Raw genomic sequence first — 26,306 nt, 5'->3', positions numbered from 1 at the left:
GGTCAGTCAGTGCGCAAGGTGCAGGCCGCATTCGCGGTTGTCTTCGCCCTTGGTGGGGTCTACATAGTCAAAATTGTTGGGCAGGCCGTTGATCTCACAGTACTGGTAAAGGTCCTTGGACGACCAGTGCAGGAGCGGCGCGACCTTGATCAGGCCGTCGGGGTTGACGCTGACCGGATCCATCTGGGCGCGTACCGCGGTGTCGGTGGCGCGCAAGGCCGTGAACCAGACCTGGGGCGCGGTTTCACGCAGGGCACGGGCAAATGGCTCGAGTTTCACTTCCTCAGTGAAGGCCGCATGGCGTGGATCGTCCAGCGCCGGGGTCGGGCCCTCCACGGCCTCGCGGTGTGCACGGGAGCGGCGCGGCAGGTAAATATGCAGATCCAGCTTGAGCAGCCTGGTCACTTCGTCGGCGAAGCGGTAGGTGGCCTCGGTGTTGTAGCCGTTGTCCATCCAGACCACGGGAACGCGGGGATTGGCGCGCGTCACCATGTGCAGTATCACTGCCTCGAAGGGGCGGAAATTGGTGGTGACGATGGCGGGCCGGCCCAGTCCCACGGCCCAGCCCACCAGGCCCTGCGCGTTGTGGCCGAGTTCTGCGTTGATTTTTGCAAGGTCGAGGCTCATGGTGTTCAGGCCGTAGCCCCTTCCTTTGCTTCCTTGAAGTGCGGCTGCACGTCTACCGCATCGCCCTGGTATTTGCCGACGCCGTAACCGGGGTAAGACGCCAGCACGCGCTGGGCGATAGCCATGTCCTGGTCGGCACGCAGCACGGCGGTGTCAAAGCCGCTGCGCTCCATCTGTGCCAACTGGTCCACCAGCACGTCGCCGGTGGCGCGGATTTCGCCCTTGAATTCGCGGCGGCGGCGCAGCAAAAAGGCTTGGCTATAGGCGCGGCCGTCGGTGAACTTCGGGAAGTGCAGGTCAATGCGAGAGATGCCGTCGAGTGAGACCTCGAAGGGATCGGCATCATTCGCAAGGACCAGGGTACCGGGCTGTTCCACGCCGCTTTGTTCGCTGAAAGGCAGTAATTTCATCGTGATTTCCTTTCCAGTGTTCAGTGCGCGACGGTGTTGGGGGCAAAGCGCGCATTCTTGGCGGCGGCCTTGTAGGGTTCGATGCCGACGCGGCGGAAAGTCGCGATAAACGTTTCGCCGTCTTCGCGCAGTTGGCGATAGGTGTCCAGCACTGCTTCAATGACTTCCGGCACTTCGGCGCCGGTGAACGAAGGGCCCACCACCTTGCCGGGCACCGAGGCACCGCTCAGTGCGGAACCATCGGAGCCCCCCAGCGACACCTGGTACCACTCAAGGCCGTCCTTGTCCACGCCCAGAATGCCGATGTGGCCGCTGTGGTGGTGGCCGCAGGAGTTGATGCAGCCGCTGATATGCAGGTCGATCTCGCCCAGGTCATGCAGCTCGTCCATGTCCTGGTAGCGCTCGGTGATGGCTTCGGCGATCGGGATGGAGCGCGCATTGGCCAGTGAGCAGAAATCGCCACCGGGGCAGGCGATCATGTCGGTCAGCAGGTGGATATTGGGCTTGGCAAAACCGGCCTTGCGGGCGGCGCGCCAGAGTTCGGGCAGCTCGTCGCAGCGAACCCAGGGCAACAGCAGGTTCTGGTCGTGCGTCACACGCACTTCACCGGCGCTGAACTGGTCGGCCAGGTCAGCGGCGATGTCGAGCTGGTCGGCTGTCGCGTCGCCAGGCGCCTGGCCCAGGCGTTTGAACGACAGCGATACGGCGCGCAGGTCAGGGTTCTGGTGCGGGGCCACGTTACGCTGCAGCCAGCGGCCGAATTCCACGTCATCCTCGGCGGCGGCGCGCAAGATATTGGCTATTTTTGTATCGGCGCTCTTGCGGTCGCAGTTGAGCGCGGGCGGCACAAAGCAGGCTGTCACGCGGTCGAGTTCTTCCTGTGTGATGGTGTGCGGGGCGCCATCGTGTTCCAGGATTTGCTTGTATTCGGCCTCGACGTCATCGATATAACGCTGGCCTTCGGCCTTCACCAGAATCTTGATACGGGCCTTGTAGATGTTGTCTCGGCGGCCGTAGCGGTTGTACACGCGTACCACGGCTTCCAGGTAATTCATGATCTGGTTCCAGGGCAGGAACTCGCGGATCACGGTGCCGATCACCGGCGTGCGGCCCATGCCGCCGCCCACCAGCACCTTGAAGCCCAGCTCGCCTTCGGCATTGCGGATCAAATGCAGGCCGACGTCATGCCAGGCCGTGGCGGCACGGTCTTCGCGGGCGCCGCTGATGGCGATCTTGAACTTGCGCGGCAGGAAGGCGAACTCGGGGTGCAGCGTGCTCCACTGGCGCAGGATTTCGCCGAAGGGGCGCGGGTCGGCGATTTCGTCAACGGCAATGCCGGCGCGTTCATCGCTGGTGATGTTGCGGATGCAGTTGCCGCTGGTCTGGATGCCGTGCATGCTGACACTGGCCAGCAGGTCCATCACCTCGGCGGATTTATCGAGCGGAATCCAGTTGTACTGGACGTTCTGGCGTGTCGTGAAGTGGGCGTAGCCGGTAGTCAGCTTCGAGCTGACCGACAGGCCGTTTTTCAGGTTCACGGGGCCGAGCTTGTCCTGTTTGGCCTGCGCTTCATTGAACAGCGCGGCGTTGGGCTGGTCGTATTCGCGGGCGATTTTGGCCAGCACGCGCACCTGTGCGCTGGAGAGCTCGCCATAAGGCACGGCCACGCGCAGCATGGGCGCGTAGCGCTGTACATACCAGCCGTTTTGCAGGCGCAAGGGGCGAAATTCGTCTTCAGGCAACTGGCCTGCCTGCCAGCGGGTCAGCTGGTCACGGTATTGGGCGGCGCGTGCCTTGACAAACTCGCGGTCAAATTCTGTGTATTGGTACATGGCTGTCGGGATTCAAACGTCGTGGGATTTTTATAAGGAGAGGGTCAGATCGAAATCAGTTTCACGCCGGCATAGGCCAGCAGCACGGACAACAGCGAGCGGATCACGCGGTCGGGCGTTTTGTGCACCAGGTGCGAACCGAGCCAGATGCCGGGCAGGGAGCCGGCCAGCAGCTTGATGAGCAAAGGCCAGTCGACCGAACCGATGGAGGCATGGCCCAGGCCCGCCACCAGCGTCAGCGGCACGGCGTGGGCGATGTCGGCCGCCACGATGCGCGGCAGCGGCAGGGTGGGGTAGAGCAGCATCAACACGATCACGCCAATGGCGCCCGCGCCGACTGACGTCAAAGTGACCAGCGTGCCGATGACCGCGCCAAACAGCAGCGGCAGCGACCAGTGGCGGGCACGCGTGGCCTGGCCAATGAGTTCAGGCGCGATGGTGGTCGGGGCGGCCTTGCCGCGTAGCACCTTGTAGGCCGTGGCACCGGCCGTCAGCAGTAACGCCAGGCCGAGTGTGGTGGTCATGATGGCTTGCGTAGCCGGGTTGGCAGGACCCATGCGCTGCAACATATACAAGGTCGCCAAGGCAGCCGGAATGCTGCCGGCTGCTGTTTGGCCGACGATTTTCCAGTCAACCACCCGGGCGCGGGCCAGGCTGACGGTGCCGCCCATCTTGGTAAAGGCTGCAAACAGCAGGTCGGTACCGATAGCCAGGTGCGGTTTGATGCCGAAAAAGAAGATCAGCAACGGCGTCATCAGCGAGCCGCCGCCCACCCCTGTCAGGCCTACAACCAGGCCGACGGCAAAGCCGGCAAATACAAAGGCAAATTCATGCATAGCGGGAAAATGTAAGTGCGCCACTTATAAAAACAAACTACACATTTGTTCTGCCGTTATGCAGATAAGCTTATTCGCCAATAAATATGCGGATTTCGGGCGGTTTTTTCGTGCCAGCGGCATAAGGCTTGCATTGAGGCTGACCGTTCACCAGCCAACCCGTCACAAAGCGCTGGTACAGTCCCTGCTCTTTCGGATGAGCCGCCCTGTTTTGGGCTTGCCCAGTTAACCGAATTGCCCATTTTTGGAGAAAACCCGTGAAATTGATGAAGTCCGCCCTGACGGGTGGTTTGTTTCTGGCGTGCGCCGCGATGGTGACGCTGGCCCAGGGCAGCCCAAGACCTCCCATCAAGATCGGCGAAATCAACAGTTATTCCACCATTCCCCAGTTCGCCCAGCCTTACCGTCAAGGCTGGCAGCTTGCGGTCGAGGAAATCAACGTGGCCGGCGGCCTGCTGGGCCGCAAGATCGAAGTCATCTCGCGCGATGACGCCGGCAAACCCGAAGAAGCCCTGCGCCAGGCCGTCGAGCTGACCTCAAAAGAAAAGGTGGATGTGCTGGCGGGAGGGTTTTACTCCAGCGTCGGGCTGGCGCTGGCCGGCCATGCCCAGGCCAGCCGGCGGGTGTTCATCGCCAGCGAATCGCTGGCCGACGCCATTGTCTGGGAGCAAGGCAACCGCTACACCTTCCGCCTGCGCCCCAGTACGTATATGCAGGCAGCCATGCTGGTGGAAGAGGCGGCAAGGTTGCCGGCCAAACGCTGGGCCACGATTGCCCCCAATTACGAATACGGCCAGAGCGCAGTCACTGTGTTCAAGGAACTGTTGAAAGCCAGGCGGCCGGACGTTGAATTTGTGAGTTACCAGTGGCCGGCGCTGGGCAAGATAGAAGCCGGCCCGACGCTGCAGGCGGCCATGCAGGCAAAACCCGAGGCTATCTTCAACGCGACTTTCGGGGCCGACCTGACCAGGCTGGTTCGTGAAGGCAACCAGCGCGGCATTTTCCCCCGCATACCGGTGGTGTCGATGCTTTCGGGGGAACCCGAGTACCTGGAGGCGCTGAAAGACGATACGCCGAAAGGCTGGATCGTCACCGGCTACCCCTGGGACCAGATCGACTCCCGCGAGCATGCCAGCTTTGCCGCCAACTACTATCGCCGCTTCAACGAATACCCCAAAGTCGGTTCGGCGGTGGGCTACGCCACCATGCAGGCGATTTTTGCCGCCATCCGCAGGGCCAATTCCACCGACAACGAAAAGCTGGTGGTGGCGCTGCGCGGACTGAAGTTTTCCACACCTTTTGGCCCTGCCGAGTTCCGCGCCATTGACCACCAGTCCACCATGGGCGCCTATGTAGGCAGGCTGGATCTGCGCGGCCACAAGGGCACCATGGTGCAATGGCGCTATGCCGACGGCAAGGCCTATTTGCCAGGCGATGCGTATGTCAAGGCCCGCCGGCCTGCCGCAGCCATGAAGTGACGTTTTGACAACGCAGGCGCTGAATTCCTTGAAGCCTCCCCGGCGATCCCCCCATAATCGGGCGCAATGACGAATACGGGTGGTGAGGCTGTCAAGCGGGTTTTTGTAAGAGTGTTCGGGTTTGATGACGTTGAACGTCATGCCCTGAACACGGTGTTTCGCATTTCCGAAACACGACCTATCGCCTACACACCCTGGACGCCCGATGCGCCCGAAGAGGCCTTGATCGCGCTGATTGACGGTGACAGCTGGGAAGCTGCGCTGGAGCTGGCCAATCCCGCGAATGACGACTTCACGCTGGTCTGGATAGGCGACAACCCACCCGCCAGGGCGCGCCTGGTGGTTCCGCGCCCGCTGCAGTGGACAGCCGTGATTGACGGCATGGATGAACTCCTGGCCGCCGAGCAGCGGCAGGCGGCGCAGGCTTTGCGCCCAGGCACGGTGCCGGGGAAGGCCTTGGACCTCGACCTTCAGCCCGAATCCTCCTCGCTGGACCTCGATCTCGACTTTGATTCTCAGGCGCCTACCGCGCCGGCGCCGCTGGAAGCCCCGGAGCCGCTGCCGGAGCGCCCCCAGGTACTGGTGGTGGACGCTGATCGCGACGCGCGCCTTTACCTGCGCGCCAGGCTGGCCATGGCCGGTTTCGTGAAGATTGACGAGGCGACCACCGGCACCGAAGCGCTCAAGCTGATTGACACGCACCTGTACAAACTGGTGATTCTCGACATGGAGCTCCCCGACATCGAGCCCTGGGAGATGGTCAAACGGGTGGAGGCATCGCGCCCTGCCATCGCGTATCTGATCCTGACCGGCAACCGCCTCTCCCCGCTGGACACCGTGCGCGGATGGTTCGGCGGCGCGCGCGGCAGCCTGCGCAAACCGCTGCACCCCGGAAAGCTCAAACGCCTGCTGCGCAGCGTCGAGTGAAGGCGCTCATTACGCCTTGCACGCTATCTATTTGATAGCTGCTTGCGCTGGCCCCTTATAGGTTTTAGCCCTGTCTGGCTTAAGAATCTCAGGTATTGACGATCAGTGCGGGCGCAGCATGCTGCGGCATCAGCGCCTCCGCTAATCGCTGCTCAATCGGCAAGGGTTCGGCGTGCAGCTTCGCCGCCAGCAATTCCCCGCAAAGCGCGGCAAACGTCAGCCCGCGCGAGCCCATGCCGCTGCACACCCACAGGCCCGGGCTTTCTTCCAGCGGGCCCAAAGCGGGTAAACGGGTGGGTGTAGCGCAGCGCACGCCGGCCCAGGACTGAACCTTCCCTGGCTCAAACTGTGCGGCCAGTGCACGGGCGGTTTGCGGCAGCAGGGTTTGCAGCTGGCTGAAATTGTGCTGGTCGTCCTCGGGCCGTGTTTCGGCCTGGGTGTTGTCGCGTTCAAAGCTGGAGCCCATGACCCAGGCCAGGGCGCCAGCCTTGCCGGACAGTGGCACGGCAGGGACCAGGCTGCCATGGCCATTCACGGGAAAGGGCGGCAGCGCATCGGCTGTGCCCGGTTCGTGCAGGCCCCAGCTCACCTGGCCCCGGATGGCCTGCAGTGCCAGGTCACCAGCCTTGTTCGTTGCGGCGCCGGCTGCCAGTTCGAGGCTGGCATAACCAGCCGCCAGCACCACGAGTTCGGCGCGGGCCAACTCCCGGCCCTGCGCATCCCAAACCTGCCACTGGCCCGAGGCCTGGTTCAGGTGGTTCACTACTGATCGGCCGTGCGATTGCACACCCGGCCCAGTCAGCCAGGCATCGACCAGGGCGGCCGGCCGGATCCAGCCGGCCCGCGCATGCCACAGCGCGGGCGTATCCGGCGGCAGGCTGCATTGCCTGAGCTGGGCGGCGCCGGCTGGCCCTGTCCAGTCGCCGGCGGCGTCGACCCAGTCTGTTTGCCACGCCTCAGGCTGTTTGCGTGGGTGCTCCACCGCATGCTCCAGCACGCCGGTGCGGCCCCAGTCGCCGGCCTGCAGCAAGGCCTCAGCTTGCTGCAGCGTGGCGCGAATGCCATGGCGCGACAGGCGCGAAAGCGGGTTGTCGTCGGGCGAGACATGCGGCGCCAGCAGGCCGGCGGGCAGGCCGGACGCCCCGGCGGCGGGCTCTTCGGCAGCATCCAGCACCACGACCTGCCAGCCGCGGCGCGCCAGGCTGGCCGCCACGGCCGCACCCGCCAGGCCAGCACCAATTACCACGCAGCGGGCAGGTGGCCGGCGCGCGGGCGAGGGATGTGTTTTTTTCGGCTCCCATGCCGGGTTGAACTCGCCCTGCAGGTTGTCGCGTTTGGGCGGAATGCCGGGCACCTTGCGCACCACAAATCCGCATTGCGCCAGCGCATCGCGCACGCTGCGCGCAATTGTCCAGGTGGCGATTCGCGTGCCGCGCCGGCAGCAGCGCGCCACTGCCTTGAACGTGTGCAAGTCCCAGATGTCCGGGTTGCGCTGCGGGCTGAAGCCGTCCAGGTAGACCGAATCGGCCTCAAACAACTGCTCGCGCAGCATGGCCTTGGCGTCGCCAATGCACAGCGTCAGCAAGACCCGGCCGCCCTCAAACACCAGGCGGTGAAAGCCCGGCAGCAGCCCCCATAGCTGTGCCTGCAGCTGTTCGGCGAAAGGCAGCAGTTCAGGATGGGTTTTGGCGCTGCGCAACACATCTTCGGCGCTCGCCGGAAAGGCTTCGGTCGAGACGAAATGCAGCAGGCCAGGGCGCTGTGGGTCGGCCTTCCAGGCGGCCCAGGTCACGAGGAAATTCAGGCCCAGGCCGAAGCCGGTTTCAAGAACAGACCATTGCGGCTGGCCTGCCCAGGCCCCAGGCAGGCCGCAGCCCTTGAGGAAGACTTCTTTAGCCTGGTCCAGCCCGCCCAGCTCGCTGCGGTAGCGGTCGCCAAAGCGCGGGCTGTAGGGGCTGCCGCCGGCCGTGCTGTCGTCCAGCCACTCGATCACCTCAGCCATGGCCGACAAGCATGGGACTTCGGACCCAGACCAGCCGGGGCCGCGGAACCGGCTTTGCCGGGCCGCAGGCGCAGCGCCCCTTTATCTTGGGCAAGGGGCAGCGTACCGCCGAAGGCTCGCGAAGCGACAAGCGTGGGAGCCTTATTGAGTCGGAGGAACGTAGCCCTGCACCGCATCGGCGCCGTCGCCAAAGAAATGTTTTTCCATCTGGCGCGCCAGGTACTGGCGGGCGCGGGCATCGGCCAGGTTCAGGCGGTTTTCATTGACCAGCATGGTTTGCTGCTTCATCCATTCCGCCCAGGCTTCCTTGCTGACTTCTTCCCAGAGGCGCTTGCCCAGCGGGCCGGGGTAGGGCGGAAAGTCCAGGCCTTCGGCTTCTTTGCCGAGTTTGATGCATTTGACGAGGCGTGCCATGGGGTAGTTCTTTCGTAGGGCTAAGTGTCTAAGGATGTTTGTTGAATAAAGAACTGATTTTTTATTCGTTCCAGTTTCTAAGGTCTGCTTCCAGAATCCATTTTGTTCGCATTTACACGCAATTTTTTGGAAAAGAGAGCAACCATGACTTCACGCCGCAACTTTATCAATGTTTCCACCCGCGCTGCCGTGGCGGCCGGTTTGGGTTTGACGCTGGCAGGGTCACTGCTGACGGCGCAGGCCCAGCCGGCGCCCGTCACGCTGCTCAATGTCTCGTATGACCCGACCCGCGAGCTCTATGTCGAATACAACGCGGCCTTCAGCAAATACTGGAAAGCCAAGACCGGCCAGGACGTCACCATCAAGCAGTCGCACGGCGGCTCCGGCAAGCAGGCCCGCTCCATCATTGACGGCCTGGACGCCGACGTGGCCACGCTGGCCCTGGCCGGCGACACCGACGCGCTGGTCAAAAACGGCGGCTGGCTGTCGGCCGACTGGCAAAAGAAGCTGCCGCACAACTCGTCACCCTACACCTCGACCATCGTGCTGGCCGTGCGCCAGGGCAACCCCAAAGGCATCAAGGACTGGGATGACCTGATCAAGCCTGGCATCACCGTGATCACGCCCAACCCCAAAACCTCGGGCGGCGCCCGCTGGAACTACCTGGCCGCCTGGGAATTCGCCAAGCGCAAATACGGCAGTGACGCCAAAGCCAAAGAGTTCGTTGCCAAGCTTTATGGCAATGTCTCGGTGCTGGACACCGGCGCCCGCGGCTCCACCATCACCTTCGCCCAGCGTGCGCAGGGTGACGTGCTGATCGCCTGGGAAAACGAAGCGTACTTGCTTGAAAAGGAATTCGGCGCCAAGTTCGACGTCGTCGCTCCTTCGCTGAGCATCCTGGCCGAGCCCGCCGTCGCCGTGGTCGACAAGAACGTCGACAAGAAGGGCACCCGTGCTGTGGCCGAGGAATACCTGAAGTACCTTTATTCCGAAGAAGGCCAGGACATTGCCGGCAAGAACTTCTACCGCCCGGCCGTTTCGCAGAAAGCCATTGCCAAATATGCCAAGCAGTTTCCCAAGCTGAACCTGTTCACCATCGACCAGGCCTTCGGCGGCTGGGCCAAGGCGGACAAAGAGCATTTCGCTGACGGCGGCTCGTTCGATCAGATCTATACAAGAAAGTAACCCCCCGAAGCGGTTACCTCGGTCATCACCACGCGCTCGGTCGACCAGCTTGAGCTGGCTGTCGGCAGCGAGGTGGTGGCGCTGGTCAAGTCGACCGAGGTGTCCATCGCCAAGCTGTAGCCGCGCCATGCGGCCTGGCGACCGGTTTTTGGGCAGATTTATTGCCAAATAGCTGCCTGGCCCTTTATTTATATGCGCCAATAGCTATCAAAAGTGTAGCAATGTGGGGCCGTTTCATCGTGATGAGCGATGGAGCGGCCGCCTGTGCGTGTGCCCTACTGCAACTCGACCCCCGCCTTTTTCACCAGCTGCGCGTACTTCACCAGCTCGCTGCGAAAGTACTGCGCGGCGGCTTCCGGGCTGCCGGGGTTGATGGTGTTGCCCTGCTTGAGCATGGCTTCCTTTACCTCGGGCGTGGCATAGGCGGCAACCACCGCGGCCTGGATGCGCTTCACGTCAGCCGCCGGCAACTTCGCAGGGCCAATCACCGCGAACCAGCCTTCCATGTTGTAGTTGGGCAAGCCCTGTTCCGCAATGGTCGGGATGTCGGGCGCCGCGGGTGAACGGGTGCTGCCGCCCACACCAATGGCGCGCAGGGCGCCGCTCTTCAGGTGCGCCTGCACAGCGGGGAGCGCCAGCACGCCCATGTCTACCTGCCCGCCGATCATGTCGGCAACCATGGGCCCCACGCCCTTGTAGGGAATGTGTCTGGCCTTGACCTGTGCTTCGTCCAGAAACATCTGCGCGGCCAGGTGCAGGATGGTGCCGTTGCCCGACGACGCATAGTTGTAGGCGTCGGGTTTGGCCTTGAGCAGGGCAACCAGCTCTTTCACATTGGTGGCCGGCAGTTTGGCGGGGTTCACCACCAGCACCATCGGCGTGGTGCCGATGACGGTGATGGGCGTGATGTCGGCCACCGGGTCGAACGGCAGCGACTTGTACACGCTGGGGTAGATCACGTGGTTGTTGGACACCACGCTCAGCGTCATGCCGTCGGGGGCAGCCTTCACAAGCGCCGAGGTGCCGACAATGCCGCCAGCGCCGGGCTGGTTTTCAATCACCACCGGGTTGCCCAGCGCCTTGCCCAGCGCAACACTGGCCGCTCGCACGATGGTGTCCACGCCCGAGCCGGCGCCCACCGGCAGGATGAAGCGCACCACCTTGTCGGTGGTCTGGGCCAGCAATCTGCGCGGCATGGCCAGGAAAGCGCCGCCGGCAAAAAAGGCGCCCAGTCCCCAGAGGGCCTGGCGCCGGGTCGCTGGTTGGGTACTCAGGGCTGAGGTATCGGTACTGCGGATCATCTTCATCTTGGGGGTCATTTTGTCTCCTTCGTTGTCGTGAGTCGCGCAAATCGGCCGGCAGGTTCAACGCACTGCCTCAACTGACTGCCGCTTGCCGGTGCAGGTTATCCATTTCACCCGCGCTGTAGCCCAGGCCTGCCAGCAGCTCACGGGTGTGTTCGCCCAGCGTGGGCGGGTGCAGGCGAACCCCCAGCCGCTCCCCTTGCATGGTGATGGGGAACAGCGTGGTTTTTACCATCTGGCCGGCCTTGGGGCCATCGGGCAGGCGCACGTCGGCCAGGCCGCCGGTGGCCAGCAGGTGCTCGTCGTCGAACAGGTCTTCGGGCCTGCGGATAGGGGCAAACGGCAGGCCGGCTTTTTCCATCATGGCTGAAAGCTCGCCGGCGCTGCGCGGGGCCAGCCGCGCCGCAAGGTCCTTGAGCAGGGCGGGGCGCACCGCCACGCGCTGGTTGTTGGTGGCCAGCGAGGGGTCGGCCTTGAGGTCGGGAAACCCCAGCACGGTGCAAAAGGTCTGCCACTGCGCGTCGCTCACGGCCGCCAGGAAGATCTGTTCACCGTCCCTGACCGTGAACACGTCGTACACCGCCCAGGGGTTGTCGCGCGCGGGCATGGGGGCCGGGTGTTTGCCCGTCATGGCGTACTGCAGCATGTGCTGGCCCATCAGGAAGACATTGTTTTCATACAGCGCCGACTGCACTTCCATGCCCTTGCCGCTAATGCCGCGCTGGATCAGCGCGCCCAGCGCACCGATGGCGCCGAAGAGCCCGCCCATGATGTCGTTGACGCTGGTGCCGGCGCGCAGCGGGTCACCGGGCCGGCCCGTCATGTAGGCCAGGCCGCCCATCATCTGTACCACTTCATCGAGTGCGGTGCGGTGGTCATAGGGGCCGGGCAAAAAGCCCTTGTGGCTGATGTAAATGATGCGCGGGTTGACGGCGCTGAGCGCGGTGTAGTCCAGGCCGTACTTGGCCATGGTGCCGGGCTTGAAGTTTTCGGCCACCACGTCGGCGCTGGCGCAGAGCTTGCGCGCCACTTCGGCGCCCACCGGGTCGTGCAGGTCAATGCCGATGCTTTTTTTGTTGCGGTTGAAGAGCGGAAAGAAGCCCGAGCCGGCGCCCAGCAGGCGGCGGGTCCGGTCGCCGTCGATGGGCTCGACCTTGATGACTTCGGCGCCCATGTCGGCCAGCACCATGCCGCAGGTGGGGCCCATGACCATGTGGGTGAACTCCACCACGCGCAAGCCCGCCAGCGGCTGTGGGGTGGTGGATTCGGGGATGGGTTGCATGCAGTGTTCCGGAAGAAAAATAGTTCAGGCCGCAGCGGCAGCGGAGGCAGCAGATGCGCGCATGGTTTTGGGCAGGCCCGCACGCCACAGTGTGCCGTGCAGGGTTTCGCCTTCAAGCCAGCCCGCCACGCGGGTGCGCAGCGCCATCAGCTTGTCAAAGTCAATGCCGGTTTCGATGTCCATGCTGGCCAGCATATAGGCCAGGTCTTCGGTGGCCACGTTGCCGCTGGCGCCGGGCGCATGCGGGCAGCCGCCTATGCCGGCCAGGCAGGCGTCAAAGCGCGTCACGCCGGTCTGCAGCGCGGCATACACATTGGCCAGCCCCAAGCCGCGGGTGTCGTGAAAGTGGCCGCAGTCAAGCCGCTCACCGGCCACCTCAAAAGCCTGCTCAAACAGCAGGCGAACCATTTCCGGGTCCGCGTAGCCCACGGTGTCTGCCAGGCCTACGCGGTCGGCGCCGGCGTCCAGCACGGCGCGCAGCAGCCGCAGCACCTCGGACGGCTCGACCCGGCCCTGCAGCGTGCAGCCAAAGGCCGTGCTCATGCCGACTTCGATCACGATGGGTGAGCCCGACGCATCACGCAGTTCGCGGATGCGGGCGATTTCTTCGACCACCTCGCCGGGCGTCTTGCGCAGGTTGGCCAGGCTGTGGGCGTGGCTGGCTGAAATCGGCAGCAGCATCAGGTCGGCGCCGGATTCGATGGCGCGTTCGGCACCCTTGAGGTTGGGCACCAGCACCGATGTGACCAGGCCAGGCAGTGTTTTGGCAAAGGCCACCAGTTCGGCGGTGTCGGCCAGCTGCGGCAGCAGGCGCGCTGGCACAAAAGAGCCGACCTCGATCTCGCGCTGGCCGGCGTCGTAGGCCGCCTGGATCCATTGCAGCTTGTGTGCGGTCGGCATCACGGCGGCAATGCTTTGCAGGCCGTCACGCAGGCCGACTTCACGAATCGTTGCCTGCCGGGGGAGGGCAGGCCTTGAAGGCAGGTTCACTGTGGTCTCCGTTGTCATTCTGTCCATTCTCAGGGCGTGGCTGCAGTTTAGAATTTCCCAAAAGGTTTGGTTGATCAATTCTGGAAGCGCTAACGTTCCTGATGGGAATATCAAATCTAGCCATTGACCGCCAGGAGTCGCCCATGAGAGACCTCGACATGACCACGCTGCGGCTGTTCGCGGCGGTATGTGATGCACGCAGCATTGCCCGCGCGGCCGAGCAGGCCAACATCGTCGGCTCGGCCATCAGCAAGCGGCTGGCCCAGCTCGAAGACACCGTCGGCACGCCGCTGCTGGTGCGGCGGCGCCGCGGCGTCGAACCAACGCCCGCCGGCGAAAGCCTGTTGGAACACGCGCGCACCATGCTGGCCAGCGCCGAGCGCATCGAGCGCGACATGGCTGCCTATGCCCAGGGCGTGCGCGGCCAGGTGCGCATCCTGGCCACGGCTTCTGTCATGGCCGAGTCCCTGGCCGACGATGTGGCGGCCTTTTTGCAGGTGCCGGCGCACCACGACATCCAGGTCGACATGGAAGAACGCGTCAGCCCCGATGTGATTCGCGGCATCAAGGAGGGCGTGGCCTCGGTCGGCATTTGCTGGGACGCTGCCGACCTGAGCGGCCTGCAGTCGCGCAGCTACCGCACCGACCACCTGGCCATCGTGACCCACCCGTCGCACCCGCTGGCAGGCGAGAAAACCCTGCACTTTGAGCAGACGCTCGACTTCGAGCATGTCAGCCTTCCCGCGCACAGCGCTGTGCAGGTGCTGCTCCTGCGGGCTGCAGCGCTCAAGGGCAAGGTCGTTGTCCACCGCGTCATCGTGTCCAACTTCGAGGCCGCCTTGCGCGTGGTGCGCGCCAACCTGGCCATCAGCGTGGTGCCGCGCGAGGTGGCTGAGCCTTATGCCGCCACCTATGGGCTGCGCGTGATGCCGCTCGCTGACCCATGGGCCCGGCGGCGCTTTGCCATCTGCTTTCGGGACGAGGCGGGTTTGTCGGCGGCGGCCAGACTGCTGGTGGCCCATCTGGCGGCAAAAGGGTTGCCCGATGGAGGGTGAAAAGTACCGTAGACGCTCAGCGCGGCATTTCGGGTGCTATCAAATAAGGAGCTGCTTGCGCATACCAGTATTGGCTTGCAGCTATTTTTTATACTTTAAACGGCGTTCAAAAGACGTTTGGTAACACCTGCAGGCACGCCAAATGGCCTCTGGAAGCCGGGGGAAAGCTTCCGGGCCTGCCGTTTAGAGGTAAAATAGGCCTCCAACCCACAGCAGACAAGCGCGAGCAGCTATAAAAAATATAGCGCGCAGGGCTGATCCAGGCTAGCCCGAAAGGGGGCCAGCAACCGCCGAAGGGCGGTTACCTGGTCCGCAAAGTGCTTGATTTAGGGGAAGGAAGCCCCAAATTCACTGCATGAACGCCACCCAACCCCATCCCCACAAAACCGACCTCACGGTCACCCACGTACTGGCCGAGCTGCTGGAACGGCTTGAGCACAGCGCGGTGCCGGTGGGTGCCGAGCAGTACCGCTCCGTGGTGCTGCACCTGGTCAACGAACTGGGCGATGTGGAACCCGGCATGGCACTTGGCGCGCTGCTCGACACGCACCCGGCTGCGGCCGAGCTGTATGAAAACGTCAATTACCAGTACGCGGGCCTGTGCCGGTCTGCGCTGGACGCCTCGCTCGCTGCCGAGCTGAAGGCCAAAGAGGCCATTGAAAAGGCCATGAAACCCATCAACCCCCAACTGAAGGAAGACCCCAACCATGGCAAGAGCTGACGCCAAAACCGCCGTACTCGCTGACGGCCTGCGCTACAAGTCCAAGGTGTCGGGCTCACCGTTTGCTGCCACCACGTCATTTGGCGCTGCCACGATGTCGTGTTTCATGTGCGGCAAGCACCGCGCCCGCTCCCTGATGGGCACCCGTAAAGTGCTGGGCAAGTCCCAGGCCGTGTGCTCGCCCTCGTGCAAGGCACTCGACGAAGCCCTCGAAAACGCCGCCAACCAGGCCTGAAGCTGAGCCACGGGGCCGGCACCGCCGGCCTCTACCTGGCTATTCACGGCCATCCACGGCTACCCATCGATGCGATGGGGCCGTACGGCTCCTTGATCATCGCGCACACCCGGGCGCATACTGTGCTGAAGACGTTTTCAACGTCTGAACGCACAGCTAAAAGGTGATTCTCATGGCCGATCCGTCCCAACCCGATCCGTTTCTTGAACCCGACGACGCCATCGACCATATCCATGGCCCGGCGTCGGCCCCGGTCACTGTCGTGGAATACGGCGACTTCGAATGCCCGTCCTGCTTTCAGGCTTATGGCGCCCTGAAGGTGATGCTTCCGCATTTCGGGCGCCAGCTGCGTTTTGTCTTCCGGCACTTTCCGCTGCGCGAAGTGCACCCCCATGCCGAACTGGCCGCCGAAGCGGCAGAAGCCGCCGGCGCGCAACACAAGTTCTGGCCCATGTACGAGCTGCTGTTTGCCAACCAGCACCACCTCAAAGACAAGCACCTGCTCGACTACGCCGCGCAGGCCGGCCTGGACATGGCCCGCTACCAGAACGAAATGAACGACCACGTCTACCTGCAACGCGTGCAGGAGCACATGCAAAGCGGCCGCCACCTGGGCGTGCGCTCAACGCCGGCGTTTTATGTCAACGGCGTGTTTTGTGATGTGTCGTTTGGGCTGCAGCATCTGCATGAGGCCATCGACAAAGTGTTGACCAGCCAGCAGACTTAACCGTCAACAGGCTGCAGCGGCGTCTTTAAAGTCTTCTGCAAAAACGCCAGGTCCAGCCAGCGGCCAAACTTGAAAGCCGCCTGCTTGATGGTGCCGCTGTGCTCAAAGCCCAGGCGCTTGTGAAGCGCAATGCTCACGGTGTTGTCCAGATCAATCGCGCCGACTAGAACGTGCATGCCTTGCACTTCAGCCCTGGCCACAATCGCCTCCAGCAGCTTGCGCCCCAGGCCCAGGCCGCGGCTGTCTTTCTCCACATAGACCGAATGCTCGACCGTGTATTTGTACGCCGGAAATGCGCGGAAGGTGCCGTAGCTCGCAAAACCCAACAACTTGCCGCTGTCGTCTTCCATCCCGATCACCGGAAAGCCGTTGGCACGTTTGGTGGCAAACCAGGTCACCATGCTTTCGGGGGCGCGTGGTTTGTAGTCGTACAGCGCGGTGGAGTTGGCAATGGCCTCGTTGAAGATGGCGAGGATCTGGCTGGAATGGCGTTCTTCGGTACAGGTGACGGGGTGCATGGGAATTCTGTGGGTTCTGTGGGTATGGGGTGGCTGTTGCTCCGCTCGCTGGTCTTCAGGCCCCAGCGGGCGTAGCGCATACAGGTATTTTGCCGGGCCTCAGCCAGCGGCCGTAGAGCCGGGCAGGGGAACTGCCTGCGCGGCATGGCGCGCCCGTATGCGCCGCACCTGGAACGCCGCACCAATCACGTAGATCAGCAAGAGCACGCCCGTGGCGGCCTTGAGTTCGGGCGCATCGGCGTTGGGCAGCAGTGGCGCACCCAAGGGCAGGCGCGTCGATGTCTCTGTGATGGCCGGGATCATGTGGAACAGAAAGGTGATCGAATAACTCAATGTCTCAACATACGGCGAGGCGCGGCCCAGCACCTTGGTGTTGCCCGCCACCCAGGCAATGCCCAGCACCAGCAAGGTGATGATGCCCAGCGCATGCGGCTTGCCGAAGCCGCCATGCTGAAAGATGCCAAAACTGGTCAGGCAGGTGAGTACGGTGGTCCAGATATAGACCTTGCCCAGTGTGGACGCGGCGATGATTTCCTTGTCGCGAAAGAAGGCGATCATGGCGGCCGCAACGGCCACCAGGCTGATGGCGGTGTGGATCACACCGAGGTAGGTCAAACCATAGATCATCGGAATCTCCTTGTGCCCCTGCCAGGTGAGGGACGTGGGGTTGAACAAGCTGGCATGGGTACCCATGCAAACGCCATGCCGCGCAGATTGTTGCCGGTGACGCTGCTTTTGCCTATGGTTTTTCGGCCTGCCCGGCCACGGCCCGATAATCGGTAGTACACCGTGGCCGCAATGCGCCGCTCTTATAGGGCCTGTTAACACTGTGTTTGCAAATGCGAATGGGGTAAAAACGGTGCCAATCAAGGCGCGCGACGACGCCCAGACCGGGTGTCTGGGTGAGGAGCGCAACGCCGAGTGGCGCCGTTTTTACCCTATTCCCTCCGGGTTGCGATCAAAAAGGCCTTGCGCGGCGTTGCAAAGCCTTGACGGGGTTCACCCCGCCTGCGTTTTGCGCCTTGCTCATGGCCTTTTTGACTCGCAACGCATCTTGCAAACACAGTGTTAACAGGCCCTAAACCAGAAGTACTCATGAAAAAAACCTACCAGCTCAACATCGAAGGCAAAAACCGCGACCGCCTGCTCGATGCCGCCAAACACGACATCCGCAAATACCTCAAACGTGAACGCGCCAAAGCCTTGCCCAAGGGCGTGGATTTTTGGGACTTTGACTGCAAGTCGGGTGCGAGTGATGCCGCTGCTTCGGAGGTGCCGGTGGCAGACCTCATCAAGTCGATTGACGAGATTGTGAAAGACGGCGCGCCGCAGTTCTATGTGGAAGTGGTGGCCAAGGGCGGTGTCAAGGTGCCCCGTGCGCGCAATGAGGGTGACGACGATTTCGCCGACGTCGAATAAGCATGCGCAGACTCTTTGTGCTCCTGCTGATGGCCGCAGTTGCCGCGTCAGCGTATGCGGACCCGAATCTTGTCGGCCAGTGGAAGTCTGACTCCGAAATCAGCATGCGCTTCAATAACGAGCGCGCAAAGCTGGACAGCAAGACGGCCCTGTTTCTTTCGCAGGTGATGGGTCATATGACCCTGACCTTTACGGCGGACGCCATGACTTCCGAGCTGCCGGATCTGGAGACGAAAACGCAGGAAGGCCGAAAGAGGCCACTGACAGGCTTTCGCGAAACGCATCCGTACCGTGTCCTGGGCGTTGCTTCGGATTCGGTTGCAGTCAAAACCGTTGCGCCAGTGACCGGCAGGGACGCCATCGTTCTCTATAACTTCATAAGCCCAGACATGTTGTGGGTGTACGCAGGAGGGGAAGACAACTCGCAGAGTCTTCATCTGCGTGAATACTATGTGCGGGTGAAGGACGCGCCCAAGCCCGATGTGCCCAAGCCGGATGCGCCGAAGAGCGCGCAGCCCTAGGAACATCACTCCCGCAGGGGGTGACACCCGCTCCATCACAACATTCAGGGCCCCCTACCAATGCCCAAAATGACGGCCACAGACTCAGGAGAACAAAAGCTGCTCGATAACATTCGCAAGTTCGGATGGCATTGCATGCAGGTTTTTGGTGACGACCAACACGAAGCGTTCAGCTACACCGTTGGTTTATTTCATACATACGGCCACCCCGAACTGCTGATTTACGGCTTGCCAAGCGAGGTCGCCCACACCATCTTGAGTATCGCCGTCGATGCGATTGCAAATGGGAAAGCCATAAATCGGGGTGAACCAACAGACGCGCTGCTTGAAGGCTATTCCTGCGTGTTTGTACCCGTACCGTCCACTGAGTATCCGGAGCATGTCGGGTTCGCCCGCTGGTATTACGACGGAGACAGTTTTCCGGTTGAGCAAATCATATGGCCTTCCCGGGCAGGTCTCTTTCCCTGGCACCCGGAGGCCTCGCTCGAGTTCCGCACCAAGCAGCCCGTTCTTGGGCAGCATGAAAGAGGCTCCTGACCCTCATGGATAGAGACCCACAAGCTCCATCAAGCCCGTTCCCCGACACCATCAAGCAGGGTGACGTGTTCTGGATTGAAGCGGACCCCTCGCGTGGCTCCATCCCGGGCTCCCCGCATCCCCATGTCGTCGTGCAAGACGACGTGTTCAACCGCTCCCGCATCAGCACGGTGATTGTTTGTGCGCTAACTTCCAACCTGAACCGAGCCACGGAGCCGGGCAATGTCTTGCTGGAGCCTGGTGAGGGCAATCTGGAAAAGCAGAGCGTGGTGGTTGTGTCGCAGGTGTCTTCCGTGTACAAAACACGCTTGGGTGCGCATATCGGGACGCTGTCAGGTGAGCGGGTTCAGCAGATATTGGCGGGGATGCGGTTTCTGCAGGCATCGTTTCTTCATCGATAGTCCCGGTAGCACCGTGTCAGGCAATTTCTGCTGCCTGTGCCTATTGTTCGCTACCTGAAGGTCAACACATGCAAGCGCCAAGTGCCTCCACAATCACATTGCTTGTGCTTCTTCCATTGATCGTGTGGCGCGTCTATGCGCGCTTTCGCCGCATGGTCGGGCGCCAGCGCCTGTCGAGAATCCGCCCATGGATCACTTTGGCCATCTTTCCCGTCCTGCTTGTGCTGCTTGGCTTCGCCGCGCATGAGCACCTCGAACGGCTTTGGTGGCTGGCCGGTGGCTTGAGTCTCGGCGCGTTGCTCGGTGTCTTCGGATTGAGCAAGACGCGCTTCGAACCCACACCGCAAGGCCTGTTCTACACGCCCAACGCTCACCTGGGGATCGCGCTTTCGTTACTGTTCGTCGGGCGCATTGCCTATCGCCTTTTTGAGGTCTATACCGCAGAGCCGGCGGTGCGGCACGGAATGGGCGACTTCGCACGCAGTCCGCTTACGCTCGCCGTCTTTGGGCTGCTTGCGGGTTACTACATCAGCTACGCCATCGGTCTTGTGCGCTGGCGATTTCGCATTCTGCGGGCCAAGAGGGAGCGAGAGGCGGTGGGGCGGGATGCTTAAGACTTCGCCAACTTAATAGATTGACCCGGACATCACTTTTAAGAGTCGTCGAATTCGTCCCCTGAAATCTCAGATGTAAGGGTCATCAAAGCGCATTGCCTCAGGCCCCTCACCGCAATTCAAAGGCGACTGCAAACGGCATCAACAAGAACGTCAACATCACAAGCGTATACGCCCGCAGAGTTCGCCGAGTTCAACTCAATGATTTTCATTTGCCCGCCAGTGATCGCAACATCAATAGTGAAAGCCTTGTTCGGCATCCAATCATCAACGCAAGCTTGTGCGAATTCCCTGACGGCAGACGGTACTTCGCTGGAGACCGAGAGGTATTCGCCGACTTTGTAGCGTGACCCGGTCACGATTACTCCATCGATAACAAAGAGGCGGAACTCAGCCTCGATCTCGGTCAACGGAGCCATCACCACGCGGTCGCCTGGAAGGAGCGTTACGTCAGGAGCACTGGAAACTCGCGTCACACCGTCGCGAAATTCCTCCAGCTCCTGCCACGTCATGACTGTGCCTGCGAAAGACTTGCTGTCCAACGTTGGCCGAATGAAGAATCGATCCCAAGTGCGCGGCAGCTCGGCTAGTGAAGCGCAAATAGCCGACGAGTTTAGGGCTCGAGAACCGTACATGTTCAGCATGAGTTCATAGTCCAGGTTCGCGTCGAAGTAACCAGGCTTCCATCCGCGCGCTTTCGCCACGTTGCCAAGTCCTGTGCTGCCATATACAAAAATCCTTTCTCCAGGAAGGTCGCTTGGTTCGGAGGCGAGTTCGTGAAAAAAGGGAATCAAGCTAACTAGGCTATAGGCCGTGTCGCGGGCCTGCAGTGCTTGCTCGAAGCGACTGAGATCCACTGGGTTGATGAGATTCCGCTGTAGTATCCAATGCATGTGTTGCTAACGATATGACGAGGTGGTTGCAGCGATCAATTCTAGACTCGTGCTACGGAGCTCTGTGCCAAGATGACCTTCGTCAAAGGCGCCAAGGTGGACGACTCATCAGGCCTCTTCAGCTCCAGCCTCGAAGGCAACACCCGGCGCTTGATTTTCAGGAGGGTGGAGAGATTGATGAGAAGGCGTCGGTGCGAGCGGCAGCGCTGAACAGGGTGTAGGGTCTGCAGGTGAAACCGGGACAGATCGCAACGTATTCGAACTTTTCTTTGCCCATCTCAATTTTGGAAGAGACTAACCAAACTTCACCAAGCCTGGTGGGTGCTCGTTCCAAGCATCGTTGTCAGGTGTTTTGCCTTCGTACTGTGGTGATATCTCTAGCAAAAGTGGCTCGTTGAGTGGTTTTCCGTCCCTCAGTACGCGATTTGCAGTAGCGAAGACACCCGGTTTTTCCATCCACCTTATCTCTTGAGTCCAGCTTCCATTTCGAGCAACGAAAAACAAATTAAAGGATTGAACTGGGGTTCGAATGGCGGTGGCACCTGGAAGCCCTCCGAAACTATGGGCTCTTCCTGGAAACAAAGTCCCCAGACTTAACGTCGTGCCAGTGCTAAATATTGGATATCTGCTGTCGTGTATTCGGACTTGCACGTCATAAAGCGGAAATTGTCCGACGTGAATGAACGTCCATAGGATTTGATCGTGGTGGCCTGGCATGTTCATCATCGGTGCTCCGTGACAGAACGAATCGCCGCCACTAATGTGAGCCAATAAGTTTCCCGTTTTTTCATCGAGGTTCTGAAGCATTTTTGCCAGCTGGAGTTCAATTCCAGTCAGTCCCTCATCGACACGCAATTGTTTTTTAACTCGATTCCATTGTCCAAACCAAAAACCAAGGCCAAAAAAAGTAACGAATGCAGCGTTCACCGTGTCTGAAGTAACCCATTCTGTATACGGTTTCCCGAGCAAACCATATGCTGTCCAAGACAGCGCGATCACTAGCGGAATCCAAAACTCTTTAATAAGCTGAGCGATGATTTTTTTCATGGAAGCGCTTGTCCCTCAGTTTTTCTATATAGGTTCAATATCGTAGCGACCCAGTAAGAAATGCGGCTACCTCAATGACTAACAAGCCTCAATCCAATCGGTTTGATTGCGTAGTGTGAAGGCCACTTGTGCCTAGCGGTTCTGGCAGATTCGAAGAGTTGACCTACGGATTAAGAGTAAGAAAGATTGTTATTTATCAATGACTTATGCTCACCTTCGCTCGTCAAATACCGCTAGACTCAGCCGAATTCGTCACGCAGTTGACTGTATAGCCCCGCTTGAGCCGCTTGAGCCGCTTGAGCCGCTTGCGTTTGCAATACTTCGCCTTTTTGGCTCAGGCGACTACATTGGAGACCAATGCACCCAACAGAAGGCGCATGCGGAACCATCACAAACAGCAGCGTGACACATGTGAGCGTTCCGTTTAATCGAGCTTCTGGAACTAATACCGAACTTGAAAGCAACGCTTCGGCACAAAAGAATGCCAGAATGAAGAGCAACAAACTCACAAACTTGGTAGCTACATGCCATCCGAAATAAAACCGCCACTCCTGCGACTTCGATCTGTGGAGCTTTGGGGTTTGCACGGACGCTATGACCACAAGTTTTTGCTGTCTGATGATGACCGCGTGACAATCATCCACGGGCCTAACGGAGTAGGAAAAACTGTTCTTCTCCGAATGCTTTTCCACCTGTTCAACGGTCGATTTTTCGAACTATTGCGAATCAAATTTTCGCGTTTTCAGGTAGAGCTCTCATCAGGTGTTAATTTAGTTATTGATCGGAATCCCGCCGGTGACGAGCGTCCCGGGTTTGAACCACTCCGCATCAAGTACATCACGCCTCTCGGACTTGAGCATGAGGTCAACTTGAGATTGGAGCAACGAGTGCTTTCGCGGTTCGCCACCACAGTTTCTAGACGGACCCCTTGGGTTGAGCGTCTTGACGATGATGTTTGGGTGGATCGTCGAACAGGAGAGCGTTTGTCTAGCCTTGACTTACTAGGCACATTCGATTTCGGCGATTCTGAGCGCGTTGCCGGCCTTTCACTCGGGGATGCATTGCGCCCCCTTGCCGAGGCACAGAAAATAATGAGTGAATTGGCAGAGATGGTCAATGTTCACATAATCGAAACCCAACGGTTGTTGCGAACTGGAAAAAAGTTCAACAGGCGCCTGCATTCTGAAGTCGAGTCCGGCGACCTGGATGTGAGAACGACCGTGAGCGAGTGCGCGGAGGATATACAACGGCGTATTACCAAAAGCCTTTCTGTCTATGCAACAGAATCGCAAAAGCTTGATCGAACTTTTCCTCACCGGTTGTTGGCTTTTGGTCCGCAGCCAAAGGTTGAAGTAAACGAACTACGCCAGATGCTACTTGCAATTGACGCGCGACGTAAGTCTATTGCCGCGACTGGGTTGCTGATAGAGGGTGGCGATGACGCTGAAGACGGTCAACAGTTTTCTACTCTTGACCTTAATAGTGCCTCGGATGTTCAGCGAAGCGTTATTTCTCTCTACGCTGACGATACCAACAAGAAGCTGGATGTATTGGACACGCTCGCATCCAGCATGCGGTTACTGCTTGATGTTCTGAACGATAGATTTCGCCATAAACGTCTAATGCTCAGCCGCGAGAAGGGCCTTGTAGCCATAACAGATGAAGGCTCAACAATTAGCCTCGAATCATTGTCTTCTGGTGAACAACATCATTTAGTAATGTTTTTCGACCTGCTATTCAAGGTGCCGAAAGACGCGTTAGTCCTGATCGACGAACCTGAGCTCTCGTTACACATCACTTGGCAAAAGAATTTGCTTCGCGATTTGTTGTCGATTACCGAGAAAAATCACTTCGACATCGTTTTAGCCACGCATTCGCCTTATGTCATTTCGCACCGTATCGACTTAATGCGTGAATTGAGCACCGGTGACTATACAGATGAGGACTTCGCGCTTGAAAGATCACACAACGGTAATAGCAGAGATGATGTTGACTCTTCCAATGCTGAGAAACGGAGCATTCCTCCTTCTTGAAGGAGTGGATGACCAAGCATTTTGGAATTTGCACGTTGACTCGAGTCGCTGCGCAACTGTTGAATCGAATGGGGTGACAAATTTAATTGCAGCACTCCAGACACTTCCTGTTGCGTTAACTGACCGTGTCGTCGCGGTCGCTGATAGCGACTTCAGACAGTTTACTAAAATAGATCTGTTCGCTACAGTGGCGCCAAGCGTATTGTTTTACGACCACGGTTTTTTAGAGACGTTCTTGCTTGATAGTGCGGCTTTCAATAAAGTGCTGCGAAAATTTGGTTCGTTGGCGAAGATTGCGGCCTTTGAAGTTGCATCCGGAAAGTCGGTTTTAGATTACGTTCGAGAGTTGGGAACGGTGTTCGGGCAAGTCAGAGTGGCAAGCGTTCTCAATGGATGGTTTCTGCCAATGAAGGACTTCAGCCCTTATAAGTACGTTTCTCAAGCGACGTGGACTATCGACTCTTTAAGTTTGCATGAGGCCATTGCAGACGCAGTGAATCTAAAGAAACTCCCCGGAGTTGCGAATATCGGGCAGGTCGATGTGACTGCTGCTTGCGGAGCAATTGTCAGCAACAGTCCGTTTTCTTTGGTTCATGGCCACGATGCGTTAAAACTTCTGGACATCGGGTTTATGCAAGTCGTTGGGGATAGAGGCCCCGGGGCGAATCGAATCTTCGAGCACCTTTGCACTGGATTTGAAGCGGCATGTTTGGCTACAAAAATTGCAGTGGGGGACCTCGAGCAATGGTCACAGCAACGTGGCTACAAGCTGATGTAGCTGGACATCGTGGGATCTCGCGACGAGCTCAACAATTGGATGGCTAGGAGTCCGCTGCTCTAGAGCCCGCCGCCCGCAACTTATCCTTCTTGCTAGGCCGTTTCCCCTTGACCCCACCGGTCCCAGCAGGGTCCGCCGGATTCACCGCCAGCACCTCCACCCGCTCAAACCCCGCCACCTGCTCACGCGCCACCTTGATGCCCAGGCGCTTCTCAATCAGCTTGAAATGCGCCTCAGTCGCAGCGCTCACAAAGCTCACGGCCACACCCGATTCACCGGCCCGCCCGGTACGGCCTATGCGGTGGGTGTAGTCGGTCACTGAGCGCGGCAAGTCGTAGTTCACCACCACGGGCATCTGCGCAATGTCGATGCCGCGTGCGGCGACATCTGTGGCTACCACCACCTGCACGGCCTTGATCTTGAAGTCCTGCAGCACCTGGGTGCGCTTGCCCTGGCTGAGTTCGCCGTGGAAGGGTTCGGCTTCGATGTCGACTTTGCGCAGCTTGTCGGCCACGATTTCGGCGGCGTGTTTGGTGGCGACGAAGACCAGCACGCGTTCCCACTTTTCGGTTTGCACCAGGTGGCGCAGCAGCTGGGTGCGGCGGGGGGCGTCGACTTCGATGGCGCGCTGGGTGATGTCGGGCACGGCCTGCACCACGGCCTCTACTTCAATGCGCTGCGGGTTATGCAGCAGGCTTGCGGCCAGCGCTTCAATGGCGGGCGGGAAGGTGGCTGAGAAAAATAATGTCTGGCGTTTGGCCGGCAGCAGGGCGAGTATGCGGTTCAGCTCTTCGCCGAAGCCCAGGTCCAGCAGCCGGTCAGCCTCGTCTAGCACCAGGGTGCCGGTGTTGCCCAGCGTCAAGGCGTTGTGGTCGACCAGGTCGAGCAGGCGGCCCGGCGTGGCGACCACGATGTCGGCGCCGCCGCGCAGGTTCATCATCTGCGGGTTGATCGACACGCCGCCAAACACAATCGCCACCTTGATCCGCTTCGGCAGGTATTTGGCAAAGCTCACGATGGCTTCACCAACTTGCGCTGCCAGCTCGCGTGTGGGCACAAGAATGAGGGCGCGCACGGGACGGTGCTGGCCAGTGGCGGTGGCTTGTGAATTGACCAGCTGCTGCAGCAGCGGCAGCGAAAAAGCGGCCGTCTTGCCTGAGCCGGTCTGGGCCGAGCCGAGCACGTCGCGCCCTTCAAGAATGGCGGGAATTGCGGCGGACTGGATGGGGGTGGGCGCGGTGTAGCCTTTTTCCTCCAGGGCGCGCAGCAGCAGCGGCAAAAGCGAGGGCGTAAAACCGAGTGAGCTAAAGGGCATGGGAAAGTGTGGAGGAGAGAAGAGGGGGAGGGCCGCGCGCAGGGTGCGTGCGGTGGGGCGGTGCGCTGCCGTCTGAAGCCCCAAGTTTAAGCCTCGGGCCTTCTTCAAGGCTGTATTTGGCGGGTGGGTGTTGGCCGCATTGCCTTCCGCACCTGCCTGGTCCAAGAGTCTGCTATGAAAAATATAGCTGCTCGCGCACGTTCCT

At 60.3% G+C, this 26,306-nt stretch carries 29 protein-coding genes and 1 pseudogene; 15 read left to right on the top strand and 15 right to left on the bottom strand.

Going from position 1 to position 26,306, the window contains the following annotated elements; translation table 11 throughout:
- Positions 1–6: 6 nt before the first annotated feature.
- The 4 genes from AC1DYR_RS10615 to AC1DYR_RS10600 are packed head-to-tail and all read right to left on the bottom strand — an operon-like array spanning position 7 to position 3,705.
- Positions 7–627 (bottom strand): phosphoadenosine phosphosulfate reductase domain-containing protein, encoded by a 621-nt coding sequence (locus tag AC1DYR_RS10615; RefSeq protein WP_007869726.1) that lies wholly within the window; start codon positions 625–627, stop codon positions 7–9.
- A gap of 5 nt (positions 628–632) precedes the next feature.
- The gene (locus AC1DYR_RS10610; RefSeq protein WP_477705073.1) at positions 633–1,037 is read right to left on the bottom strand and encodes a DUF934 domain-containing protein; all 405 of its coding nucleotides are present in this window, start codon (positions 1,035–1,037) and stop codon (positions 633–635) included.
- Between the two features lie 20 nt (positions 1,038–1,057).
- On the bottom strand, positions 1,058–2,869 hold the full coding sequence (locus AC1DYR_RS10605) for a nitrite/sulfite reductase (protein ID WP_477705072.1): 1,812 nt from the start codon (positions 2,867–2,869) through the stop codon (positions 1,058–1,060).
- A gap of 44 nt (positions 2,870–2,913) precedes the next feature.
- On the bottom strand, positions 2,914–3,705 hold the full coding sequence (locus AC1DYR_RS10600) for a sulfite exporter TauE/SafE family protein (protein ID WP_477667269.1): 792 nt from the start codon (positions 3,703–3,705) through the stop codon (positions 2,914–2,916).
- Between the two features lie 266 nt (positions 3,706–3,971).
- Here AC1DYR_RS10600 and AC1DYR_RS10595 point away from each other — a divergent pair, with 266 nt between their 5' ends.
- The gene (locus AC1DYR_RS10595) at positions 3,972–5,183 is read left to right on the top strand and encodes an ABC transporter substrate-binding protein (protein ID WP_477705222.1); all 1,212 of its coding nucleotides are present in this window, start codon (positions 3,972–3,974) and stop codon (positions 5,181–5,183) included.
- 153 nt (positions 5,184–5,336) lie between these two features.
- Positions 5,337–6,110, top strand: a complete 774-nt coding sequence (locus AC1DYR_RS10590) for a response regulator (RefSeq protein ID WP_477705071.1) — start codon at positions 5,337–5,339, stop codon at positions 6,108–6,110.
- Between the two features lie 88 nt (positions 6,111–6,198).
- Here the strand turns inward: AC1DYR_RS10590 and mnmC are convergent, their stop codons facing one another.
- Positions 6,199–8,112: a bifunctional tRNA (5-methylaminomethyl-2-thiouridine)(34)-methyltransferase MnmC2/FAD-dependent 5-carboxymethylaminomethyl-2-thiouridine(34) oxidoreductase MnmC1 gene (mnmC, locus tag AC1DYR_RS10585; protein ID WP_477705070.1), complete on the bottom strand. Its 1,914-nt coding sequence runs from the start codon at positions 8,110–8,112 to the stop codon at positions 6,199–6,201.
- Between the two features lie 141 nt (positions 8,113–8,253).
- Entirely contained in the window at positions 8,254–8,526 is a 273-nt protein-coding gene (locus tag AC1DYR_RS10580) for an oxidative damage protection protein (RefSeq protein ID WP_457278585.1), read from the bottom strand.
- 144 nt (positions 8,527–8,670) lie between these two features.
- On the opposite strand from AC1DYR_RS10580, the gene AC1DYR_RS10575 reads away from it, so the two are divergent.
- Both AC1DYR_RS10575 and AC1DYR_RS10570 read left to right on the top strand, forming a co-directional pair.
- Entirely contained in the window at positions 8,671–9,711 is a 1,041-nt protein-coding gene (locus tag AC1DYR_RS10575) for a sulfate ABC transporter substrate-binding protein (RefSeq protein WP_477705069.1), read from the top strand.
- Positions 9,712–9,831, top strand: a pseudogene (locus AC1DYR_RS10570) (TOBE domain-containing protein); the annotation flags it as partial.
- A 155-nt stretch (positions 9,832–9,986) separates the two neighbouring features.
- Here AC1DYR_RS10570 and AC1DYR_RS10565 read toward each other — a convergent pair.
- From AC1DYR_RS10565 to AC1DYR_RS10555, 3 genes are all read right to left on the bottom strand, one after another.
- On the bottom strand, positions 9,987–11,012 hold the full coding sequence (locus AC1DYR_RS10565; protein WP_477705221.1) for a Bug family tripartite tricarboxylate transporter substrate binding protein: 1,026 nt from the start codon (positions 11,010–11,012) through the stop codon (positions 9,987–9,989).
- Positions 11,013–11,088: 76 nt separating this feature from the next.
- Positions 11,089–12,297: a CaiB/BaiF CoA transferase family protein gene (locus AC1DYR_RS10560; RefSeq protein WP_477705068.1), complete on the bottom strand. Its 1,209-nt coding sequence runs from the start codon at positions 12,295–12,297 to the stop codon at positions 11,089–11,091.
- A gap of 24 nt (positions 12,298–12,321) precedes the next feature.
- Positions 12,322–13,305: a hydroxymethylglutaryl-CoA lyase gene (locus AC1DYR_RS10555; RefSeq protein WP_477705067.1), complete on the bottom strand. Its 984-nt coding sequence runs from the start codon at positions 13,303–13,305 to the stop codon at positions 12,322–12,324.
- A gap of 125 nt (positions 13,306–13,430) precedes the next feature.
- Here AC1DYR_RS10555 and AC1DYR_RS10550 point away from each other — a divergent pair, with 125 nt between their 5' ends.
- From AC1DYR_RS10550 to AC1DYR_RS10535, 4 genes are all read left to right on the top strand, one after another.
- A complete protein-coding gene (locus tag AC1DYR_RS10550; protein WP_477705066.1) occupies positions 13,431–14,342 on the top strand; it encodes a LysR family transcriptional regulator in 912 nt (303 codons plus the stop codon).
- A gap of 355 nt (positions 14,343–14,697) precedes the next feature.
- Positions 14,698–15,063 (top strand): hypothetical protein, encoded by a 366-nt coding sequence (locus AC1DYR_RS10545; RefSeq protein ID WP_457278577.1) that lies wholly within the window; start codon positions 14,698–14,700, stop codon positions 15,061–15,063.
- The gene (locus AC1DYR_RS10540; RefSeq protein WP_436154840.1) at positions 15,050–15,298 is read left to right on the top strand and encodes a hypothetical protein; all 249 of its coding nucleotides are present in this window, start codon (positions 15,050–15,052) and stop codon (positions 15,296–15,298) included. The genes AC1DYR_RS10545 and AC1DYR_RS10540 overlap by 14 nt, the downstream gene beginning before the upstream one ends.
- 172 nt (positions 15,299–15,470) lie before the next feature.
- Complete coding sequence (locus tag AC1DYR_RS10535) at positions 15,471–16,025, top strand: DsbA family protein (protein WP_477705065.1); 555 nt, start codon at positions 15,471–15,473, stop codon at positions 16,023–16,025.
- Here AC1DYR_RS10535 and AC1DYR_RS10530 read toward each other — a convergent pair.
- The gene (locus tag AC1DYR_RS10530; protein ID WP_477705064.1) at positions 16,022–16,543 is read right to left on the bottom strand and encodes an N-acetyltransferase family protein; all 522 of its coding nucleotides are present in this window, start codon (positions 16,541–16,543) and stop codon (positions 16,022–16,024) included. The genes AC1DYR_RS10535 and AC1DYR_RS10530 overlap by 4 nt on opposite strands.
- Positions 16,544–16,642: 99 nt before the next feature.
- Complete coding sequence (locus tag AC1DYR_RS10525) at positions 16,643–17,236, bottom strand: DUF2306 domain-containing protein (RefSeq protein WP_477705063.1); 594 nt, start codon at positions 17,234–17,236, stop codon at positions 16,643–16,645.
- A 402-nt stretch (positions 17,237–17,638) separates the two neighbouring features.
- Here AC1DYR_RS10525 and AC1DYR_RS10520 point away from each other — a divergent pair, with 402 nt between their 5' ends.
- The 5 genes from AC1DYR_RS10520 (at position 17,639) to AC1DYR_RS10500 (ending at position 20,035) form a co-directional block, all read left to right on the top strand.
- A complete protein-coding gene (locus AC1DYR_RS10520) occupies positions 17,639–17,962 on the top strand; it encodes a DUF6172 family protein (RefSeq protein WP_477705062.1) in 324 nt (107 codons plus the stop codon).
- 2 nt (positions 17,963–17,964) lie between these two features.
- Positions 17,965–18,483 carry a hypothetical protein gene (locus tag AC1DYR_RS10515; RefSeq protein ID WP_477670820.1) on the top strand — a complete coding sequence of 173 codons (519 nt, stop codon included), beginning with the start codon at positions 17,965–17,967 and terminating at the stop codon, positions 18,481–18,483.
- Positions 18,484–18,552: 69 nt separating this feature from the next.
- Entirely contained in the window at positions 18,553–19,020 is a 468-nt protein-coding gene (locus AC1DYR_RS10510) for a DUF4262 domain-containing protein (RefSeq protein WP_477698593.1), read from the top strand.
- Between the two features lie 5 nt (positions 19,021–19,025).
- Positions 19,026–19,421, top strand: a complete 396-nt coding sequence (locus AC1DYR_RS10505; protein WP_477705061.1) for a type II toxin-antitoxin system PemK/MazF family toxin — start codon at positions 19,026–19,028, stop codon at positions 19,419–19,421.
- A 68-nt stretch (positions 19,422–19,489) separates the two neighbouring features.
- Complete coding sequence (locus tag AC1DYR_RS10500) at positions 19,490–20,035, top strand: CcdC protein domain-containing protein (RefSeq protein ID WP_477705060.1); 546 nt, start codon at positions 19,490–19,492, stop codon at positions 20,033–20,035.
- A 119-nt stretch (positions 20,036–20,154) separates the two neighbouring features.
- Here the strand turns inward: AC1DYR_RS10500 and AC1DYR_RS10495 are convergent, their stop codons facing one another.
- The 3 genes from AC1DYR_RS10495 to AC1DYR_RS10485 form a co-directional block, all read right to left on the bottom strand.
- Entirely contained in the window at positions 20,155–20,892 is a 738-nt protein-coding gene (locus tag AC1DYR_RS10495; protein WP_477705059.1) for an ATP-grasp domain-containing protein, read from the bottom strand.
- Positions 20,893–21,222: 330 nt separating this feature from the next.
- On the bottom strand, positions 21,223–21,975 hold the full coding sequence (locus AC1DYR_RS10490) for a hypothetical protein (protein ID WP_477705058.1): 753 nt from the start codon (positions 21,973–21,975) through the stop codon (positions 21,223–21,225).
- 239 nt (positions 21,976–22,214) lie between these two features.
- The gene (locus tag AC1DYR_RS10485; RefSeq protein WP_477705057.1) at positions 22,215–22,484 is read right to left on the bottom strand and encodes a hypothetical protein; all 270 of its coding nucleotides are present in this window, start codon (positions 22,482–22,484) and stop codon (positions 22,215–22,217) included.
- 120 nt (positions 22,485–22,604) lie between these two features.
- Between AC1DYR_RS10485 and AC1DYR_RS10480 the strand changes: the two genes are divergently transcribed.
- Positions 22,605–24,008 (top strand): AAA family ATPase, encoded by a 1,404-nt coding sequence (locus AC1DYR_RS10480; RefSeq protein ID WP_477705056.1) that lies wholly within the window; start codon positions 22,605–22,607, stop codon positions 24,006–24,008.
- A complete protein-coding gene (locus AC1DYR_RS10475) occupies positions 23,929–24,786 on the top strand; it encodes a hypothetical protein (protein ID WP_477705055.1) in 858 nt (285 codons plus the stop codon). Before AC1DYR_RS10480 ends, AC1DYR_RS10475 begins: the two co-directional genes overlap by 80 nt.
- Before the next feature lie 43 nt (positions 24,787–24,829).
- Here AC1DYR_RS10475 and AC1DYR_RS10470 read toward each other — a convergent pair whose 3' ends face one another.
- A complete protein-coding gene (locus AC1DYR_RS10470) occupies positions 24,830–26,101 on the bottom strand; it encodes a DEAD/DEAH box helicase (RefSeq protein WP_477705054.1) in 1,272 nt (423 codons plus the stop codon).
- Positions 26,102–26,306: the final 205 nt, after the last annotated feature.

This window comes from Polaromonas sp. P1_F9, assembly GCF_056405615.1.
The sequence above is the reverse complement of the archived record's forward strand: the minus strand, read 5'-3'. Positions and strand labels throughout refer to the sequence as shown.